Here is an 18,597-nt window from a genome sequence, read left to right as displayed (position 1 = left end):
CCGCGTCAGGCCGACGCGCCCCGGATCTTCTCGAGCGCGAGCCGGAGGTCCTCCGGGTACTCGGCCTGGAACTCGACCCACTCCCCGGTGCGCGGGTGCGCGAACCCGAGCCGCACCGCGTCGAGCCACTGCCGCGTCAGCCCGAGCTCGGCAGCGAGCACCGGGTCCGCCCCGTACATCGTGTCCCCGACGAGCGGGTGCCGGGTCGCGGCCATGTGCACCCGGATCTGGTGCGTGCGTCCGGTCGCCAGGTGCACCTCGAGCAGGGTCGCCGCCCGGAAGGCCTCGAGCGTCTCGTAGTGCGTGACGCTCGGCTTGCCGTCCGAGGTGACCGCGAACTTCCAGTCGCTCGATGGGTGCCGGCCGATGGGCGCGTCGACGGTGCCCGACGTCGGATCCGGGTGCCCCTGCGCCAGGGCGTGGTAGACCTTCTCGACCGTTCGTTCCTTGAACGCCCGCTTCAGGCTCGTGTACGCCAGCTCGGTCTTCGCGACGACCATCAGCCCCGAGGTCCCGACGTCGAGCCGGTGCACGATCCCCGCGCGTTCGGCGGCCCCGGAGGTCGCGATCGTGAACCCCGCGGCCGCGAGGCCACCGGGCACGGTCGGGCCGTCCCACCCGGGCGACGGGTGCGCGGCGACACCGACGGGCTTGTCGACCACGACGATGTCGTCGTCGTCGTGCACGATCGTCATCCCGGGGACGACGGCGGGCACGATCCGCGGCGCTTCCTTCGGGGTCCACTCGACCTCGAGCCAGGAGTCGGCGTGCAGGCGGTCGGACTTGTCCACCACCGCACCGTCGACGCGGACGCCCCCGGCGGCGACGACGTCGGCCGCGAAGGACCGGCTGAACCCGAGGAGCTTCGCGATGGCGGCGTCGACACGCTCACCGGCGAGCCCGTCGGGGACGGGCAGGGAACGCGACTCGGTCACGTGGCGTCGTGCCCCAGCGAATCGCGCTGGGACGTCGAGCGAGGAGTCGAGTCCGCGACGTCCGCGGACGCGACCGACGGGCTCACCGCAGCGTCCGTGCCGGGCTCGACCCGGGCCTCCTGGCCGTCCTTGCCCTTGCTCTTCGACGAGACCGTCCTGGTGCCGTCGAGGTTGACCCCGAAGACGACCAGCAGCACGAAGACGACCATGCTGACGCAGATGAACGAGTCCGCGATGTTGTAGATCGCCGGCATCATCCACGGCGTCGAGATGAAGTCGACGACGTGCCCCTGGCCGAAGCCGGGCTCACGGAAGAGCCGGTCGCTCAGGTTGCCGAGCGCCCCGCCGAGCAGCATGCCGAGGACGATCGCCCACCACATGGACCGGATGCGACGCGCGAAGACGATGATCGCGACGACGACCGCGGCGGACACGATCGAGAACACCCACGTCATGTTGACCGCGAAGGAGAAGGCGGCGCCGGGGTTCCGCACGTAGAGGAACTGCAGGGCCCCGCCGAGGACGGGGACGACCTGTCCGTACGGCAGGTTCGCGACGACCAGCGCCTTCACGACCTGGTCGGCCGCCACCACCACGACAGCGGCGAAGGCCAGTGCCGCGATCGCGCGGACACTGACCTTCGCTCGTTGGTCTTGCTGGGACAACGTCAGTTGCCGAAGCCCTGCGCCGACGCCGGCGCGGGGGTGAGGCCGGACTGCTCGGTGCCCGACGAGGTGTCGAGCTCGTTGAGCTGGCCCTGGATGTAGCTCTTCAGCTGGGCGCGGTAGTCGCGCTCGAACGTGCGGAGCTCGTCGATCTTGCCCTCGAGCTGGCGCTGCTCCTGCTCGAGCACCGCGACACGCTGACGGTTCGTGTTCTCGGTGTCGGCGATGATCTGGCGCTGCTTGCTCTCGGCCTCGGAGACGAGACGCGCCGCCTGGGCCTGGCCCTCGGCGATGAGCGCGTCGCGCTTCTCGATGCCGTCACGCACGTGCTCCTCGTGGAGGCGACGTGCGAGCGTGAGGAGGTTCGTGGTGCCCTCGGTGTCCTCGTCCGCCGGGACCGTGGTGGTCGGGGCAGCGGCTGCGACCGGCGCGGGCTCGGGAGCGGCGGCGACGGAGGCCGGCTCCGGCTCGGGCTCGGGGGTCGGAGCGGGGGCGGCTTCCGCGGCAGCGGCCGGCTTGGGCGCCGATTCGGCGGCCTGCAGGCGCTGGCGGAGCTCCTCGTTCTCCTGGGTCAGACGGCGCAGCTCGACCACGACCTCGTCGAGGAAGTCGTCGACCTCGTCCTGGTCGTAGCCCTCGCGGAACTTGGTCGGCTGGAACCGCTTGTTGACTACGTCTTCCGGCGTCAAAGCCATTGCCGTCACCTCAATAGAACTGCTGAACGTGTGGAACCGAAACGTTGGGCCTGAATGTACCAGGCACGACTTCCGGTGCGGATGCGCCGCCGGAGCGGGCATCGATCCCGACCACCGTACACCGACGCCGGGCTCGATCCGTGATCGTGTCCGGGCGTGGCGCGTGTCGCGGCCAGCCGGATCGGGTGCGGGTGGGTCAGACCGCGACGGAGATGACCCGGACGATGCTCATCAGGATGATGACGACGAGCATCACGATCGACCACCCGAAGTCGAGCGCCACGGCGCCCATCCGGAGCGGCGGGAGCGCGCGGCGCACGGCGCGGATGGGCGGGTCGGTCGTGGTGTAGACCACCTCGGCGACGACGAGCATGCCGCCGCGGGGACGCCACGAGCGGTTGAACGCCTGCACCATGTCGAGCGCGAACCGCCCCCAGAGCACGAAGAAGTACAGCAGGAGGAGGAAGTACAGGATCGTGAAGATCACGGACACGGTGCGGCTCGCTCGTCTCGGGTGCACGGTGCCGTGGTGACACCGCGCACAGGGCGGGTGGGCCTGGGCGGCGCACCGCGGTCAGGGGACCACGGGACGCGTCGACTCAGGACTGGGCGAAGAAGGACGCCTCGATGTCGGACTCTACCTCGGGCGCCTCACCGCTCACTGCGACGTGCGCCGGGGAGAGCAGGAACACCTTGTTGGTGACGCGCTCGATCTTGCCGTAGAGCCCCAGGGACAGGCCGCTCGCGAAGTCGATCATGCGACGCGCGTCGGTCTCGGTCATCTGCGAGAGGTTGATGATGACGGGGATGCCGTCGCGGAAGCTCTCGGCGATGGACTGGGCGTCCTTGTACTCGCGCGGGTGGACGGTGAGGATCTCGTTCATTTCCTGGACCGGGGTCGCCTTCTGTGCGGTCGTGTGCGAGCGGCGGAGCGGGGTGACCTGGGCGCCGCGCTGGTGGGTGTGCGGGGCCTTGGCCTCGGGGGCTGCTTGCGCCGGAGCCGCCGGGGCGGGCGTCGCGGCGGCCGGTGCGGGTGCATCGTGCTGGGTCGCAGCGGACGAGGCCTGCTGGTGCTGCTGCGGCTGCTGTGCGCGAGCCTGCTGCTGCGGCTGCTCGTCCTCGTACTCGAGTTCCTCGTCGGCGAGGCCGAGGTAGACCATCGTCTTCTTCAACGGACCGGCCATGGTTCCTCCAGGATGTGCGTGCACGTGGGTGCCCTGCTGCTCGGGATGTGCTGGTTCGAGGCTAGGGTGCGACCGGCCGGTTTCCGGTGATTGCCGTCCCGATCCGCAGGTGTGTCGCGCCCTCCGCGATCGCCTCGGCGTAGTCGCCGCTCATGCCCGCCGAGATGTCGGTCGCCGTGGGCACGATCAGCCGCACCCGCTCGGAGATCCCGCGGAGCCGGGCGAACGCCGGGCGGGGCTCCTCGTCGAGGGGCGCGACCGCCATCACGCCACGCAGGGCGATCGTGCCGGTCGCCGCGATCCGTTCCACCATCGCGTCGACGTCGTCCGGGTGCACCCCACCGCGACCGGGGTCGTCGGTCAGGTTGACCTGCACGAACCCGTCGATCACTGGCGGACGGGGGTCCTGCTCGGTCGGCGCGAACGCGTCCACGACGGAACCGCGGTCGAGCGACTGCACGACGTGCGCGTACCGGCGGACCTGTCGGGCCTTCTTCGACTGCAGCTGCCCGACGAAGTGCCACGTCAGCCCCAGGTCGGCGAGCTCCGCCGCCTTGGCCTGGGCCTCCTGGTGGCGGTTCTCCCCCACGTCCGTCACGCCGAGCGCGGCGAGGTCGCGCACCAGGGAAGCCGGGTGGTACTTCGTCACGACGACGAGCGTGAGCTCGTCGGGTGCGCGACCGGCTGCCCTGGCCGCGTCGGCGATGCCGTCACGGACCGCGGACAACCGGGCCTGGAGGCTCGTGGAGCCGTCCGTCACGTCGCGTTACTTCAGGAAGTCGGGGACGTCGAGCTCGTCGTCGTCGCCGTCGAACGCCGGGTCGGCGGCGCGCTGCGCCGGCGGCTCGTGCTCCGAGGACGCCCAGGACGGCGAGGAGTTCGTCGAGTCCTCGATCGCCGTGGAGCCGGCACCCGCCACGGGGACGGTCGCACCGGCCTCCGGGTCGACCCAGCTCGCGCGACGCTCCTTGACCTGCGACGAGGGCTCGCCGCCGTCGAAGCCGGCGGCGATGACGGTCACGCGGACCTCGTCGCCGAGCGTGTCGTCGATGACCGCACCGAAGATGATGTTCGCCTCGGGGTGGACGGCTTCCTGCACCAGGCGGGCCGCGTCGTTGATCTCGAAGATGCCGAGGTTCGAACCACCCTGGATCGACAGCAGCACGCCGTGCGCACCGTCGATCGAGGCCTCGAGCAGCGGCGACGCGACGGCGAGCTCCGCAGCCTTGATCGCGCGGTCGGCACCGCGCGAGGAGCCGATGCCCATGAGCGCCGAACCGGCGCCCTGCATGACGGACTTGACGTCCGCGAAGTCGAGGTTGATCAGACCCGGGGTCGTGATCAGGTCGGTGATGCCCTGGACGCCGGCGAGCAGGACCTGGTCGGCGGTCGCGAAGGCCTCGACCATGGAGATGCCGCGGTCGGAGATCTCGAGCAGGCGGTCGTTCGGCACGACGATGAGCGTGTCGACCTCGTCCTTGAGCCCGGCGACACCGTTCTCGGCCTGCGACTGACGACGCTTGCCCTCGAAGCTGAACGGCTTCGTGACGACACCGATGGTGAGCGCGCCGATCGACTTCGCAATGCGGGCGACCACGGGCGCACCACCCGTGCCGGTCCCGCCGCCCTCGCCGGCGGTGACGAAGACCATGTCGGCGCCCGCGAGTGCCTCTTCGATCTCCTCGGCGTGGTCCTCGGCGGCACGACGGCCGACCTCGGGGTCCGCGCCGGCGCCGAGGCCGCGGGTGATCTCGCGGCCGACGTCGAGCTTGACGTCGGCGTCGCTCAGCAGCAGTGCCTGCGCGTCGGTGTTGATCGCGATGAACTCGACCCCACGGAGGCCCAGCTCGATCATGCGGTTGACGGCGTTGACACCGCCGCCGCCGACACCGACGACCTTGATGACGGCGAGGTAGTTGTGGTTCGTGGTCACGTCAGTCCGGCCTCCGGTTGAACCCTCAACCTTTACTTGAAGTTCAGGGTCTTTGCTGCTAGGTGTGGTGCTTGCATCGACGCTACGGGGGTGCTCGCCGCGGTGTCGCCCCGCCACGCCGCGTGTCGCGATACCGTCCCGCAATTCTCCCTCGTGCGGCGACAGTCGGGGCCGGCAGGTCGGGCCGGTGGCGCCCCGGCAAACCCGACACGCCCCGGTCGGCCCGAGACACCACCGAATCCTGCGGCGCCTCGGCGAGGGGGCGGCGCCTCGGCGACATGGGGGCGCCTCGGCGGTCGGGGCGGCCAGCTCGGGCCGGTGGCGCCTCGGTGGCCCCGACACGCCTCGGTCGGCTCGAGACGCCGCCAAAAACTGCGGCGCCTCGGCAACGCTGCGGCGCCTCCGCGACATGTGGGCGCCCCGGCGGTCGGGGCCGCCAGCTCGGGCCGGTGGCGCCCCGACGACCCCGACACGCCTCGGTCGGCTCGAGACGCCGCCGAATACTGCGGCGCCTCGGCAACATCGGGGCGCCCCGGCGACATCGGGCCGCCTCGGCAACACCGGGCCGCCTCGGCAATCCCGGGGCGCCGCGGCTCAGGACTGGGCGCGGATGATGCCGTTGTCCGGGGCGGACACGTCGTACTCCACGGCCGTCTTCGGGTCGCGGGACGCGTGGTCCTTCACGAGGGCGTCGAGGAGCGCCGCCTTCGCGTCCGAGTCGTCCGGGCTCCCCCACACGACCCGGGAACCGTCCTTCATGGTGAGCGTCACGTCGTCCGCCGTCGACGCGGACACGCCGGACACCTGCGCCCGCACGGTCGAGGGCAGCGCCAGCACCACCTCGGTCATCGTGCGGAACACCGAGGACCCGAGCTTCGCGGACCCGATGTCGGCGAGCGGCATCGTGTCGGGCTGCTTCGGCGCCGACTGCACGACGATCCCCGCGGGGTCGACCAGGTCGAAGGTCTTGCCGGTCTTCACCGCGACGACGGGCGTCCGCTCGGTGACCGTCACGACGAGCGTGTTCGGCGGCTCTTCCTCGGTCACGTAGCTCTCGATGAGCGGGAAGCCGGCGATGTCCTTCTTGATCGCACCGAAGTCGAGGCGCGCGAGCGGCGTCCCGATCTGCTCGGACAGGGCCTGGCGGAGCGCGGCGTCGTCGACCCGGCTCGTGCCCTTGATCTCGATCGTCCGGAGTGCCATCAGCGGCGAGTACACCGCCACCAGGATCGACACGCCGAGCACGACGACCACGCCGCCGGCGGTCACCCAGGCGGCGCGCCGGTGCCGGGAGCGGCGGGTGAACCGCCGGACCTCGGCACGCTCGAGGAGCTTGCGACGCTTCCGAGCGACACGCGCGTCGCGCGCGGTCTCGGCAGCGCGGACCCCGGCACCGATGGGCGCGTCGTGTCCGTCGGTCTGCTCCGAACGGGAGGCCGGGTGCAGGTCGACGACGTCGGTCGCGGCCGCGTCGTGGTCGGCCCCGGTGCCGTGGTCGGTCCGGACGGGTCCGGTCTCGCTGACGTCGGGGAGGTCCGGCAGACCACCCGCGGGACGGGAGGGCTCGGGCGCGGCCGTCTCCGGGACCGCAGCGGGCACGTCGGGGGCGACCCGGGCCTCCCGGCCGTCGTCCGAGCCGGCCCCGCGACCGAACGGCAGCCGCGGGAGTCGCGGTGCACGTCGCTCTCGCGGTGCGCGGTCGTCCTCGACCGGAGCGGCCGGCTGGGCCGGTCGCTCGTCGAAGCCCTCTGGGCGCTTCACCGGGACGTTGCCCCGTCGGTCTGCAGTGCGGCGAGCACCTGCGGGATGATCCGGTACACGTCGCCGCAGCTGAGGGTCATGATGATGTCGCCGTCGCGGGCGACCGCTGCCGCGCGGGCGGAGGCGTCGGCCCAGTCCGGCAGGTAGTCGACGTGCGACTGGTCGGCGAAGCGTTCCTGGACGAGGGCGCCGGTGACGCCGGGCTCCGGGTCCTCGCGCGCGCCGTAGACGTCGAGCACGACGGTGTGGTCGGCGAGGTCCTCGTAGACCTTGGCGAAGTCGCCGGCCATCATCCGGGTGCGCGAGTACAGGTGCGGCTGGTGGATCGCGATGATCCGGCCGTCGCCGACGACGTTCCGCGCTGCCTTCAGTGCGGCCGCGACCTCGGTCGGGTGGTGGGCGTAGTCGTCGTAGACCGACACGCCGCGCTCGACGCCGTGCAGCTCGAAGCGGCGCTCGGTGCCGCCGAAGGCCTCGATGCCGCGGATCGCGTCGGCCGGTGCGACGCCGAGCCCGGTGAGGACCGCGAAGGCGCCGACGGCGTTGATCGCGTTGTGCCGGCCGGGGACCCGCAGCGTGATGTGGTGCGACTCGCCGGCCGCGCGGAAGTCGACCTCGACGCCGGCGGACTCGATGATGCCCTCGATGCGGACGTCGGCGTCGACGGCCTCGCCGAAGGTGACGATCTCCGGGGCGTGCTCCAGCGCCCGGACACCCGCGGTGACGCGCTTGGCACCGGCGTCGTCGCTCGACACGACCACGCGTTCGCTGGCCTTCGCGGCGAACTCGACGAACGCGTCGATGAAGGCGTCCTCGCTGCCGTAGTGGTCGAGGTGGTCGGCGTCGACGTTCGTGATGAGCGCGACGGCGACGTCGTAGAGCAGGAAGGATCCGTCGGACTCGTCGGCCTCGACGACGAAGAGTTCACTCTTGCCCGGCGCCGAGCTGGTGCCGAGTGACTGGATCACGCCGCCGTTGACGAAGCTCGGGTCGAGGCCGAGCTCGACCATTGCGGTGACGATCATGCCGGTCGAGGTGGTCTTGCCGTGCGCACCGGCGACCGCGACCAGGCGGTGCTCCGCGATCAGCGCGGCGAGGGCCTGTGAGCGGTGCAGGACCGGCAGCCCGCGGCGCTGGGCCTCGAGGAGCTCGGGGTTGTCGGGCCACAGGGCGCTCGTGACGACGATCGTGTCCGCGGCGCCGACGTTGCTCGCGTCGTGGCCGATGTGCACCTCGGCGCCGAGCTCGCGCATCCGGCCGGTCGTCGCGGTCTCGCGGGAGTCGCTGCCGGTGACGGTGTGGCCGGCGGCGAGGAACATCCGGGCGATGCCGCTCATGCCGGAACCGCCGATGCCGACGAAGTGGACCGTGCCGAGGTCGTCCGGGATCGGCTGGGTCAGGTCCGGCTTGATGGTCATGGTTCCTCCGTGGTGCCGGTGGTGCTGGTGCCGGTCGTGCTGGTGTCGGTGCCGGTGGTGCCGTTGCTGGCGCTCGTGCTGCGTTCTCGCGCTGCGTCGAGGGCCAGGTCGGTCATCCGGTCGGCCCCGTCGCGGTGGCCGACGCTGCCGGCACGGACCGCCATGCTCGCGATGCGGGCGCGGTCCTGCAGCAGGCCCAGCAACTGGAACGTCACCCAGTCCTGGTCGAATTCCTGGTCCGCCACGAGGACGGCTCCCCCGGCGTCGACGACGTCCTTGGCGTTGTGCCGCTGCTCGCCGTTGCCGACAGGGTACGGCACCAGGACGCTCGGCAACCCGACGGCCGTCAGCTCGCAGACCATGCCCGCCCCGGAGCGCGAGACCACGAAGTCCGACGCGGCGTAGGCCAGGTCCATCCGGTCGCAGTACGGCAGCACGGTGTAGCCGTCGAGGTCGCTCGGGCCGATCTCGGACTTGCCGCCCACGACGTGCAGGACCTGCCACCCGGCGCCGACGATCGTCGCGGCCGAGCGGTTGATCGTGGTGTTGATGCTCCGGGCACCGGACGAGCCCCCGGTGACGAGCAGCACCGGACGCGTGGCGTCGAGGCCGAACTCGGCGAGGCCCTCCGCACGGCTCGCACGACGGTCGAGCGACTCGATCTCCCGGCGGAGCGGCATCCCGACCACGCGGGAGTGACGGAGCCGGGTGTTCGAGAACGTGACGCCGACGTGCTTCGTCAGGAACGCGGCGAGCCGGTTCGCCAAGCCCGGCTTGGCGTTCTGCTCGTGCACGACGATCGGTGTGCCGGTGCGCTTCGCCGCGATGTACGCCGGAGCGGACGCGTAGCCGCCGACGCCGAGGACGACGTCGACCTGTCGCTCGCGGATGATCTGCTCGGTGCGCTTGACCGCACGCCAGAAGGCGCCGGGGAACCGCAGGGCCGCGGCGTTCGGCTTCCGTGGGAACGGCAGGCGCGGGATCGTCAGGAGCTCGTAGCCGCGCATCGGGACCAGGCGGGACTCCAGGCCCTCGGCGGTGCCGAGGACGATGACGGAGTCCTCCGGGGAGCGCTCGGTCAGCCGGTCGGCGACCGCGAGCAGGGGGTTCACGTGACCGGCGGTACCGCCGCCGGCGAAGAGGTAGGTGCTCACCTGAGCTGTCCGTTCGTCGTCGTCGGCGTCGTCGGCAGGGAGTTCTTGCCGGGGAGTTCGCGGGCGAACGACAGCACGACGCCGATCGCGACCAACGTCATGATGAGCGCCGAACCACCGGCCGAGATGAGTGGCAGTGGGACGCCCAGCACCGGCAGCAGCCCGAGCACGACGCCGATGTTCACGAGCGCCTGGCCGATCACCCAGGCGAGCACGCCACCGGTCACCGTCCGCACGAAGGGGTCGTCCGAGAGCCGGATGACCTTCACCATGCCGATCGCCAGCACGACGAAGAGCGCGAGCACGACGACCGCGCCGATGAGCCCCAGTTCCTCGCCGATGATCGCGAAGATGTAGTCGTTGTCCGCCTCGGGCAGCCACGACCACTTCGCCTTGGAGTTGCCGAGCCCGACCCCGAAGACGCCGCCGGACGCCAGGGCCCACATGCCGTGGACCGGCTGCCAGCAGAGGTCCTGGTACTGGCTCGTGTCCGTGCAGCCGGAGAGCCAGGCGCTGATGCGGGAGGACCGGGAGCTCGAGGCCATCGTCACGAACGGGATGAGCACGAGCAGGCCGATCACCCCGACGAGCAGGTGCCGCAGCCGCGCGCCACCGACGAACAGTGCGCCGAACACCAGGATCATCATGATCATCGCGGTGCCCTGGTCACCGCCGACCAGCACGAGGCCGATGGAGAGCAGGCTCGCGAGCCCGACCGGGACGAACACCTCTTTCCAGTCGTGCAGCTTGCCGCGCTTGTTGTACATGATCGCGCCGATGCCGAGCACGAGCGCGAGCTTGAGGATCTCGGAGGGCTGCGCGGTGAAGGAGCCGACGCGGATCCAGTTCCGGTTGCCCTGGATCGAGTAGCCGAGCGGGGTCAGCACGACGAGCGCCTGCACGACCAGGCCGACACCGACGATCCACATCGCCCAGCGCCGCCAGAACGACACCGGGAGCCGGCTCGCGATGAGCATCAGCGGGACACCGATGACCGCGTACATGCCCTGGCGGGTGAAGGCGCCGAAGAAGTCGTGGGTCTTGGCGTACTGCTCGACGCTCGACGAGGAGAGCACCATCACGACGCCGAACACGACCAGGAACAGCGTCACGCCGAGGATCGTGTAGAACGTGCTGGACTCGGCGACGAAGACGTTCTTCACGGCGACGACCGCACCGTTCGTCCGTCGGGCGCCCGCCGCACGTGCCTGCTGTGCCGCGCTCGGACGACCAGCTGCGCTCGGACGTCCGGACGTGCTCGGGCGTCCGGTCCCGCTACGGGCGTTCGTCGGAAGGTCCGTCGGTGTCGCCATCGGCGTTGCCTCCCAGGTGCTCGTGGACCGCCGCCGCGAAGCGCTCGCCCCGGTCCGCGTAGGAGCCGAACTGGTCGAACGACGCGGCAGCCGGGGCGAGGAGGACCGTGTCGCCCGGTCTCGCGACCGAAGCGGCATGCCGGACCGCCTCGGGCATGACCTGATCAGTGTCCGATGCTTCGACCTGCAGCACCGGCACCGTCGGCGCGTGTCGCCCGAATGCCTCCAGGACGGGGGTCCGGTCGGTGCCGATCACGACGACGCCGCGGGCGGTCGGCCCGAAGCGCTCGACGAGGCCGTCGATGTCGACGCCCTTGAACTGGCCGCCGACGATCCAGACGACGGACTCGAACGCGGACAGCGATGCCGTCGCCGCGTGCGGGTTCGTGGCCTTCGAGTCGTCCACCCAGGCGATGCCGTCGACGCCCGTCGCGACCAGCTCGGTGCGGTGGTGGTCGGCACGGAAGGCCTGCACCGCGCTCTGGATCGAGCTCGGCCGCACGGCACCGGCACGGGCGAGGGCAGCTGCGGCCAGCACGTTCATCGTCATGTGCGGGCTCGCGAGGCCGGCCTGCTCCAGGTCGGCGTGCGTCGCGAGCTCGAGTGCCGAGTTCCGCCGGTCCTCGGTGAAGGCGCGGTCGCAGAGCACGTCCTCGACGACCCCGACCTCACCCGGGCCGGGGATGCCCGGGGTGAAGCCGACCGCGCGGCAGCCCTCGACGACGTCGGCGTCCTCGACCATGGCGCGGGTGACCTCGTCGGTGACGTTGTACACGCACGCGAGCACGGTGCGCTCGTAGACCTTGGCCTTCGCGGCCCGGTACGCCGCGGCGGAGCCGTGCCACTCGAGGTGGTCGTCGGCGATGTTCAGGCAGGCCGACGCGAGCGGCAGCACCGCGCCGTCGCCGGAGCCCGCCATGTAGTGCAGCTGGTGGCTGGAGAGCTCGACCACGAGCACGTCGAAGCCGTCCGGGTCACGGACGACGTCGAGCACGGGCACACCGATGTTGCCGCAGGCCACGGCACGGAGCCCCTCGGCCTCGTACATCGCCGTCGTGAGCTGCGTCGTGGTGGTCTTGCCGTTGGTGCCGGTGATGGTCACCCACGGAGCGGCGACCGGACCGCGGACGACCTTGTCACGCACACGCCAGGCGAGCTCGATGTCCCCCCAGACGGTGCTGTTCTCCACGGCCCACCGCACGGTCGCGTTGTGCGGCGGCAGGCCGGGCGAGACGATGACGACGTCGGGTGCCTGGTCCTGCAGCGCGACGGGGACGGTGTCGAGCGGGACCTGCACGAACCGGGCACCGATCACGTCGAGCAGCTCGACGCTGTCCGACGGGGCGTCGGTCGAGTACACGGTCACGGTGCTGCCGAGTTCGACCAGGGTGTCGGCGACCGAGAACCCGGTCGCGCCGAGTCCGAGGACGGCGACGTCGAGGCCCTTCCAGCCCTCGGAGTACCAGCTGTCGAGACCTGCGAGCCGATCAACCAACGCGTGCGATCCATTCCAGGTAGAAGAGTCCGACACCGGCGGCGACGCACAGTCCGGCGATGATCCAGAACCGCACGACCACGGTCACCTCGGCCCAGCCCTTGAGCTCGAAGTGGTGGTGCAGCGGACTCATCCGGAAGATGCGCTTGCCGTGCGTGATCTTGAAGTACGCCCGCTGCAGGATGACCGAGCCGGTGACGATGAAGAAGAGGCCGCCGATGAGGACGAGCAGGAGCTCGGTGCGGCTGAGGATCGCGAGACCCGCGAGCGCGCCACCGAGGCCGAGCGAGCCGGTGTCGCCGAGGAAGATCTGCGCCGGCGAGGTGTTGTACCAGAGGAAGCCGATCAGGCCACCGCACACCGCGGCCGCGACGACTGCCAGGTCGAGCGGGTTCGTCACGGTGTAGCAGGCGTGTTCGGTGCTGGCGTCGAGCCGGGCACCGCCGCAGATCTGGTTCGACTGCCAGAAGCCGATGATCACGTACGAGCCGATCGCCAGGATGCTCGACCCGGTCGCGAGCCCGTCGAGGCCGTCGGCGACGTTCACACCGTTCGAGGTCGACACCGTGAGCAGCACGATCCAGGCCAGGAACAGGATCGTCCCGATCACCGTGCCGAGCGCCATGAAGTCGAGCCACGGGATGTCCCGGATGGCGGAGATCATGGTGGACGCCGGGGGTTTGCCCGTCGAGGTCGGGACGACCAGGGCGATGGTCGCGAAGATCACCCCGACGATGACCTGCCCGAGGATCTTCGCCCAGCCGCCGAGCCCGAGACTGCGCTGTCGGCGCACCTTGAGGAAGTCGTCGACGAAGCCGACGAATCCGAGCCCGACCATCAGGAAGAGCACGAGCACACCGGACAGCGTGATGGAGTCCCCGCCGACGAGGTGTCCGACGAAGTAGCCGATCACCGTGCCGAGGATCAGGACGATGCCGCCCATGGTCGCGGTGCCGCGCTTGGTGTGGTGCGACTGCGGACCGTCGTCACGGATGAACTGGCCCCACCCGAGACGGTGGAACAGCCGGATGAAGAGCGGCGTGAGCAGGAGTGTGAACACCAGCGACACGGCGCCGGCGATCAAGAGGGCGATCATTCGGATACACCTCCGAGGCGGTCGCCGAGGAATCGCAGCCCGGCCGACTTCGAGGACTTGACGAGGACGACGTCGCCGGGGCGGACCATCTCCTGCAGAGCGTGGACGGCGTCGTCGACGTCCTCGATGAACACGGACTCGCCGTCCCACGATCCCTCGAGGGTGGCGGCCTGGTGGATCGGCATCGCGCCGCGGCCGACGACCACGAGCTGCCCGATGCCGAGACGGACGACGAGCCGGCCGATGCGGTCGTGCTCCTCGACGGAGAACTCCCCGAGCTCGGCCATCTCGCCGAGCACGGCGATCGTCCGCTCCCCCGGACGCACGATCTGCGCCAGGGTCCGGAGCGCGGCCGACATCGAGTCGGGCGATGCGTTGTACGCGTCGTTGATGACGGTGACGCCGTCGGGGCCGCCCTGGAGCAGCTCCATCCGCCAGCGCTCGGCGCGCGTCATGGACGCGAGCGCGGCGGCGCCGTCGGCGAGTGGGACGCCCCAGCGGTGGGCGACGGCCAGCGCGGCCGTCGCGTTCATCGCGTGGTGCTCGCCCAGGATGGCGAGGCGGACGTCGACGGTCTCGGCGACCTGCGCCGAGCCTCCCGGCATCTCGTGGTCGGTTTCCGACCGGACGGGAGGCGCGGTGAGCGTGAAGCGCGTGCCGTCGCGGTCCGTGGACACACCGGACAGGCGGTAGTCGGCGTCGTCCGACGTGCCGAAGCCCACGACGTGGGCGGCCGTGAGGCCGCGCATGGCGGCGACGCGGTCGTCGTCGACGTTGAGGATCGCGGTCGCGCTGGCCGGCAGGTCGGTGACCATCTCGGACTTGGCGCGCTGCGTCGCCTCGATCCCGCCGAACTCGCCGGCGTGCGCGAGGCCCACCTTGAGGACGACACCGGTGTCCGGCTCGGCGATGCGCACGAGCTTCGCGATGTGCCCGACGCCGCTCGCGCCCATCTCCACCACGAGGTAGCGGGTGTCGTGCGTGATGCGGAGCATCGAGACCGGGGCGCCGACGTGGTTGTTGAAAGAGCCTTCCGGCGCGACGGTCTCGCCGTGCGCGGCGAGGATCGTGCGGAGCATGTTCTTCGTGCTCGTCTTGCCGTTCGAGCCGGTGATGCCGACGACGCGGAGCGGTGCCGGGCTGCCGTCGGCCGCGGTGCGCTCGGCGCTGGAGGCGCGCACGCGGGCGACGACCTCGTGGGCCAGGGCGGCGAGTGCGGCGTAGCCGTCCGCGACGACGATCTGCGCCGTGGCGGTGCCGTCGGGCAGCTCGGTCTCGTGCTCGGTGACGACGAGTGCGGCGCCGGCGGTGGCGGCGGAGGGCACGAAGCGGTGGCCGTCGGTCTCCTCGCCGAGCAGGGCGAAGAAGACGCTGCCGGCGCCGACCAGGCGGGAGTCGGTCTCGACGGAGCCGTCCACGACCGTCTCGGCGGCACCGCGGACCAACTCGCCGTCGATCGCGGCGGCGATCTCGGCGAGGGTGAGGGCGATCATCGCGCTTCCTCCACCGGGCCGGCGTTCGGCTCCCAACCGGCCTCGCGGAGTGCCGCACGGGCTTCGTCGCGGGCGGAGTACGGCGTCCGGACACCCTGGATGTCGCGGTAGTCCTGGTGGCCGGGGCCCGCCCAGAGGATCGAGTCGCCCTCGCCGACCAGGCCGACCGCGGTGCGGATCGCGGCCTCGGGCGGGCTGACCTCGTGGATCTCGTGCTCGGGGAAGGCCTCGCGCGCGGCGTCGACCAGGGTCTTCCGGATCGACGCGGCGTCCTCGAAGCGCGGGTGGTGGTCGGTGACGACGAGGATGTCCGAGCCCTCGGCGGCCACGCGGGCCATGTCGCCGCGCTTGGTCTTGTCGCGGTCGCCGTCGGCGCCGAACAGCATCACGACCTTGCCCGGCGTGAACTGGCGCACCGCGGCGAGGGTGTTGAGGAACGCGTCCGGGCTGTGCCCGAAGTCGACGTAGACGCTCGGGCCACGGTCGCCGGAGACGCGCTCGGTACGGCCGGGGAGGTAGCACTCGATGGCGGACACCGTCGCGCCGTCCTGCTCGTCGGGGTACCGACGGTGGTTGCTCTCGAGGGCGTGCGCGATGGCACCGAGCTCGAAGCCGCCCTCCACCAGCATCACGATCGCCAGGGCGGCGTTCGCGGCCATGTGCCAGCCGATGAGTGGCACACGGGTGGTGAGCTCGCGACCCTCGGGACCGGTGAGCCGGAACTCGGTGTACGCCGCATGGGCCTCGACGATGTCGACGTGCCACTCGGCCTCGACGTCGGGGTGCACCGTGATGGTGGTCACCGGGATCCGGGAGTCCTGCACCACGCGGTGACCCCACTCGGAGTCGAGCGAGACGACGCCGCGGCGGCCGTGCTCCGGCTGGAACAGCGGCAGCTTCGCCTGGAAGTACTCCTCCATGTCGGCGTAGTCGTCGAGGTGGTCGTGGCTGAGGTTCGTGAACGCGACGACGTCGAAGACGATGCCGTCGACACGGTGGCGGCTGAGGGCCTGCGCGCTCACCTCGACGGCGACCGCGCGGACCTCGCTCTCGCGCATCCGGGCCAGGAGTGCGTGCATCTCGGAGGCTTCCGGGGTGGTCAGGCGGCTCGTGACGCTGAGCGAGCCGATGTGGCGCTCCGCCGTCGAGCTGAGGCCGGTGACCAGGCCGAGCTGCTTGAGGATGCCCTCGAGGATGTAGGACGTGCTGGTCTTGCCGTTGGTCCCGGTGACCGCGAAGAGCTGCGGGAGGTCGGTCGCCTCGTCCGGGTGCGTGCGGTAGACCCAGGCCGACACGTCGCCGAGCGCCGCGCGGGGGTCGTCGACGACGAGCACCGGCAGGCCGGACGGCTCGGCCAGCGCGACGCCGTCCTGGTCGGTCAGGACCGCGACGGCACCGCGCTCGGCGGCGTCCGCGGCGAACTCCGCGCCGTGCCGGTTCGCACCGTGCACGCCGACGAAGACGTCACCTGGGGCGACCTCGGCCGCGCTCAGCGTGACGCCGGTCGTCTCGACGCCGTCGAGCGAGCCGACGACCCAGAGGCCGAAGGCGTTCGCCAGTTCGGCCAGGGCCCTCGGGGTCGGGTGTTCGGGCCGGAGGACCGGGGGGATCCGTGCGGACAAGTGCTCCTTCTTCCTCACCACGTGGACGGTTTGGTCTACCACGTCGACGGGTAGGTCTTCGCCTCGGTCGTGGAGGGGGCGACACGGTACTTCTCGAGCACCTGGGACATGAGTGTGCGGAACGCCGGAGCCGCTCCGCTGGACCACTTGTTGGTCTGCGGCTTCGTGAACGTCACCGTGACAACATACTGGGGGTCCTCGGCGGGTGCCATTCCGGCCACCGACGTGATGCGCTCCGAGCCGTAGCCCTTCGAGCCCTCGGCGACCTCGGCGGTACCGGTCTTCGCGGCGATGTTGTAGCCGGAGATCGGCTTCATGCCGACCAGGGTGCCGCCGGTGACGACGCTCTGGAGCATGTCGGTGACCTGCGTGGCGGCACTCGCGGACACGACGCGCTCGCTCTGCACGTCGGGCGCGTCGATCGTGGTGCCGTCGGCCGTCGTGCAGCCCTTCACGAAGTGCAGCGGGATCCGGACGCCGTCGTTCGCGAGGGTCTGGTAGATGCTCGCGACCTGCAGTGCGGTCGTCGAGATGCCCTGCCCGAACATCGAGTTGATGTCCGTCTGCTGGTCCCAGTCCGGCGTGGAGCCGTACTGCATGCCCGGCTGCCCCGGGTAGTCGATCGCCGACTCCGGCTGGAACAGGCCGAACTTCTTCATCACGTCGTAGCGCTGCTGCTCGGTCAGCCGGGCGCCGAGCTCGGTGATGCCGACGTTCGAGGAGTCCCGGAGGATGCCGGTCAGCGTCAGGTTCTCGGTCGCGTGGAACTCGGAGTCGTGGATCGTGCCGCCCCAGGGGAACGTCCGCGAGTACGGCACGACGACGCCGGTGGTCGGTGTGGCCTTGCCCTGGTCGATCAGGGCCGCGGCGATGGCGGCCTTGATCGTCGATCCGGGCTCGTACGTGTCCGTGATCGCGCGGGAGCCGTAGGCGCCCTTGTCCGTGGTCGCGTCGACGTCGTTCGGGTCCACCGTCGGGTAGTCCGCGACCGCGAGGATCTCGCCGGTCTTGGCCTTGGTCACCGTCGCCGTCGCGGAGACGGCGCCGAGCTGCTGCGCGGCGTCGGCGATGTCCTGGGCGGCCATGTACTGCAGGTCGCTGTCGATCGTCGTCGTGAGCGTCCCGCCGTCCTTGGCCTCCTTCGTCGTCACGGTGCTGCCGGGCAGCTGGACGCCGTCCTCGCCACGCTCGTACGTCTCGGAGCCGTTCGTGCCGGCGAGGCACTTGTCGTACGCGTACTCCAGGCCGGCCTGGGCGCCGTCGGTCCCCATGAAGCCGGTCAGGTTGCCGGTGGTCGCGCCGGTCGGGTACGTCCGCGCCGACTGCTGCTGCGGGTAGAGCCACGGGACCTCGAGCGCCTTGACCGCCTCGTAGTGCTTCACGTCGAGCCCCTTGACCAGGTACGCGAAGTCGGACTTCGGGTTCGCGTCGATGGCCTTGCGCATCGCGGCCGCGTCGCCGCCGGATGCCTTCGCGATCGCGGTGAGCGCGGTGTCGACCGTGACGTCCTTGACGCGGGTGCCGCCGAGCTTGCCCTCGAAGTCCTTCACGAGCCGCGGGGCGGTGGTGATGTTGTAGCGGGTGACGCTGTCGGCGAGTTCGGTGCCGTTCCGGTCGACGATGGACCCCCGTGTGCCGTACAGGGTCACCGGGATGCTGCGCTTCGCGGTGGCGGCCTCGTTGAGTGCCGCGGCCTGCACCACCTGGATGTCGACCAGGCGGATCACGAAGACCGCCACCAGGGCGATCACGGCGATGATCACGACGCTGTACCTCAGCCGTCGGTTGCGGATCGTCTTCGTCACGCGGTGCGGTCCTTCCCGGGTGGTGCTG

General features: G+C 71.0%; 16 protein-coding genes. All 16 read right to left on the bottom strand.

What is annotated here, in order from left to right; translation table 11 throughout:
* Positions 1-5: 5 nt before the first annotated feature.
* A complete protein-coding gene (locus tag ACIPJY_RS00700; RefSeq protein WP_400460606.1) occupies positions 6-935 on the bottom strand; it encodes an RluA family pseudouridine synthase in 930 nt (309 codons plus the stop codon).
* Positions 932-1,600, bottom strand: a complete 669-nt coding sequence (gene lspA, locus ACIPJY_RS00695) for a signal peptidase II (RefSeq protein ID WP_400460607.1) — start codon at positions 1,598-1,600, stop codon at positions 932-934. The genes ACIPJY_RS00700 and lspA overlap by 4 nt, the downstream gene beginning before the upstream one ends.
* Positions 1,601-1,602: 2 nt before the next feature.
* Positions 1,603-2,295, bottom strand: a complete 693-nt coding sequence (locus ACIPJY_RS00690; protein WP_400460608.1) for a DivIVA domain-containing protein — start codon at positions 2,293-2,295, stop codon at positions 1,603-1,605.
* A 196-nt stretch (positions 2,296-2,491) separates the two neighbouring features.
* Positions 2,492-2,788: a YggT family protein gene (locus tag ACIPJY_RS00685; protein ID WP_400460610.1), complete on the bottom strand. Its 297-nt coding sequence runs from the start codon at positions 2,786-2,788 to the stop codon at positions 2,492-2,494.
* Positions 2,789-2,894: 106 nt separating this feature from the next.
* Positions 2,895-3,479, bottom strand: a complete 585-nt coding sequence (locus tag ACIPJY_RS00680; protein WP_400460611.1) for a cell division protein SepF — start codon at positions 3,477-3,479, stop codon at positions 2,895-2,897.
* A gap of 61 nt (positions 3,480-3,540) precedes the next feature.
* A complete protein-coding gene (locus ACIPJY_RS00675; RefSeq protein ID WP_400460612.1) occupies positions 3,541-4,239 on the bottom strand; it encodes a YggS family pyridoxal phosphate-dependent enzyme in 699 nt (232 codons plus the stop codon).
* Positions 4,240-4,245: 6 nt separating this feature from the next.
* A complete protein-coding gene (ftsZ, locus tag ACIPJY_RS00670; RefSeq protein WP_400460614.1) occupies positions 4,246-5,412 on the bottom strand; it encodes a cell division protein FtsZ in 1,167 nt (388 codons plus the stop codon).
* A 594-nt stretch (positions 5,413-6,006) separates the two neighbouring features.
* A complete protein-coding gene (locus tag ACIPJY_RS00665) occupies positions 6,007-7,173 on the bottom strand; it encodes an FtsQ-type POTRA domain-containing protein (protein WP_400460615.1) in 1,167 nt (388 codons plus the stop codon).
* Complete coding sequence (murC, locus tag ACIPJY_RS00660) at positions 7,170-8,591, bottom strand: UDP-N-acetylmuramate--L-alanine ligase (protein WP_400460617.1); 1,422 nt, start codon at positions 8,589-8,591, stop codon at positions 7,170-7,172. Before murC ends, ACIPJY_RS00665 begins: the two co-directional genes overlap by 4 nt.
* Positions 8,588-9,745, bottom strand: a complete 1,158-nt coding sequence (gene murG, locus ACIPJY_RS00655) for an undecaprenyldiphospho-muramoylpentapeptide beta-N-acetylglucosaminyltransferase (RefSeq protein WP_400460619.1) — start codon at positions 9,743-9,745, stop codon at positions 8,588-8,590. The genes murC and murG overlap by 4 nt, the downstream gene beginning before the upstream one ends.
* A complete protein-coding gene (gene ftsW, locus ACIPJY_RS00650) occupies positions 9,742-10,908 on the bottom strand; it encodes a putative lipid II flippase FtsW (protein ID WP_400460621.1) in 1,167 nt (388 codons plus the stop codon). The genes murG and ftsW overlap by 4 nt, the downstream gene beginning before the upstream one ends.
* Before the next feature lie 112 nt (positions 10,909-11,020).
* Positions 11,021-12,553 carry a UDP-N-acetylmuramoyl-L-alanine--D-glutamate ligase gene (gene murD, locus ACIPJY_RS00645; protein ID WP_400460623.1) on the bottom strand — a complete coding sequence of 511 codons (1,533 nt, stop codon included), beginning with the start codon at positions 12,551-12,553 and terminating at the stop codon, positions 11,021-11,023.
* Positions 12,546-13,649 carry a phospho-N-acetylmuramoyl-pentapeptide-transferase gene (mraY, locus tag ACIPJY_RS00640; protein WP_123653074.1) on the bottom strand — a complete coding sequence of 368 codons (1,104 nt, stop codon included), beginning with the start codon at positions 13,647-13,649 and terminating at the stop codon, positions 12,546-12,548. The genes murD and mraY overlap by 8 nt, the downstream gene beginning before the upstream one ends.
* The gene (gene murF, locus ACIPJY_RS00635; protein ID WP_400460625.1) at positions 13,646-15,142 is read right to left on the bottom strand and encodes a UDP-N-acetylmuramoyl-tripeptide--D-alanyl-D-alanine ligase; all 1,497 of its coding nucleotides are present in this window, start codon (positions 15,140-15,142) and stop codon (positions 13,646-13,648) included. Before murF ends, mraY begins: the two co-directional genes overlap by 4 nt.
* Positions 15,139-16,764 carry a Mur ligase family protein gene (locus ACIPJY_RS00630; RefSeq protein ID WP_400460627.1) on the bottom strand — a complete coding sequence of 542 codons (1,626 nt, stop codon included), beginning with the start codon at positions 16,762-16,764 and terminating at the stop codon, positions 15,139-15,141. Before ACIPJY_RS00630 ends, murF begins: the two co-directional genes overlap by 4 nt.
* 35 nt (positions 16,765-16,799) lie before the next feature.
* On the bottom strand, positions 16,800-18,569 hold the full coding sequence (locus ACIPJY_RS00625; protein ID WP_400460628.1) for a peptidoglycan D,D-transpeptidase FtsI family protein: 1,770 nt from the start codon (positions 18,567-18,569) through the stop codon (positions 16,800-16,802).
* Positions 18,570-18,597: the final 28 nt, after the last annotated feature.

The sequence above is a fragment of the Curtobacterium sp. NPDC090223 genome, from assembly GCF_044746585.1.
In the GTDB taxonomy this organism is placed as follows: Bacteria; Actinomycetota; Actinomycetes; order Actinomycetales; family Microbacteriaceae; genus Curtobacterium.
Note: the sequence above shows the minus strand (reverse complement) of the source record. Positions and strands in the feature narration are given on the sequence as shown.

Coding starts and splice junctions, on each gene's coding strand:
- murC (WP_400460617.1), bottom strand. CDS start 8,591: ATGACCATCAAGCCGGACCTGACCCAGCCGATCCCGGACGACCTCGGC.
- murF (WP_400460625.1), bottom strand. CDS start 15,142: ATGATCGCCCTCACCCTCGCCGAGATCGCCGCCGCGATCGACGGCGAG.
- ACIPJY_RS00690 (WP_400460608.1), bottom strand. CDS start 2,295: ATGGCTTTGACGCCGGAAGACGTAGTCAACAAGCGGTTCCAGCCGACC.
- ACIPJY_RS00680 (WP_400460611.1), bottom strand. CDS start 3,479: ATGGCCGGTCCGTTGAAGAAGACGATGGTCTACCTCGGCCTCGCCGAC.
- mraY (WP_123653074.1), bottom strand. CDS start 13,649: ATGATCGCCCTCTTGATCGCCGGCGCCGTGTCGCTGGTGTTCACACTC.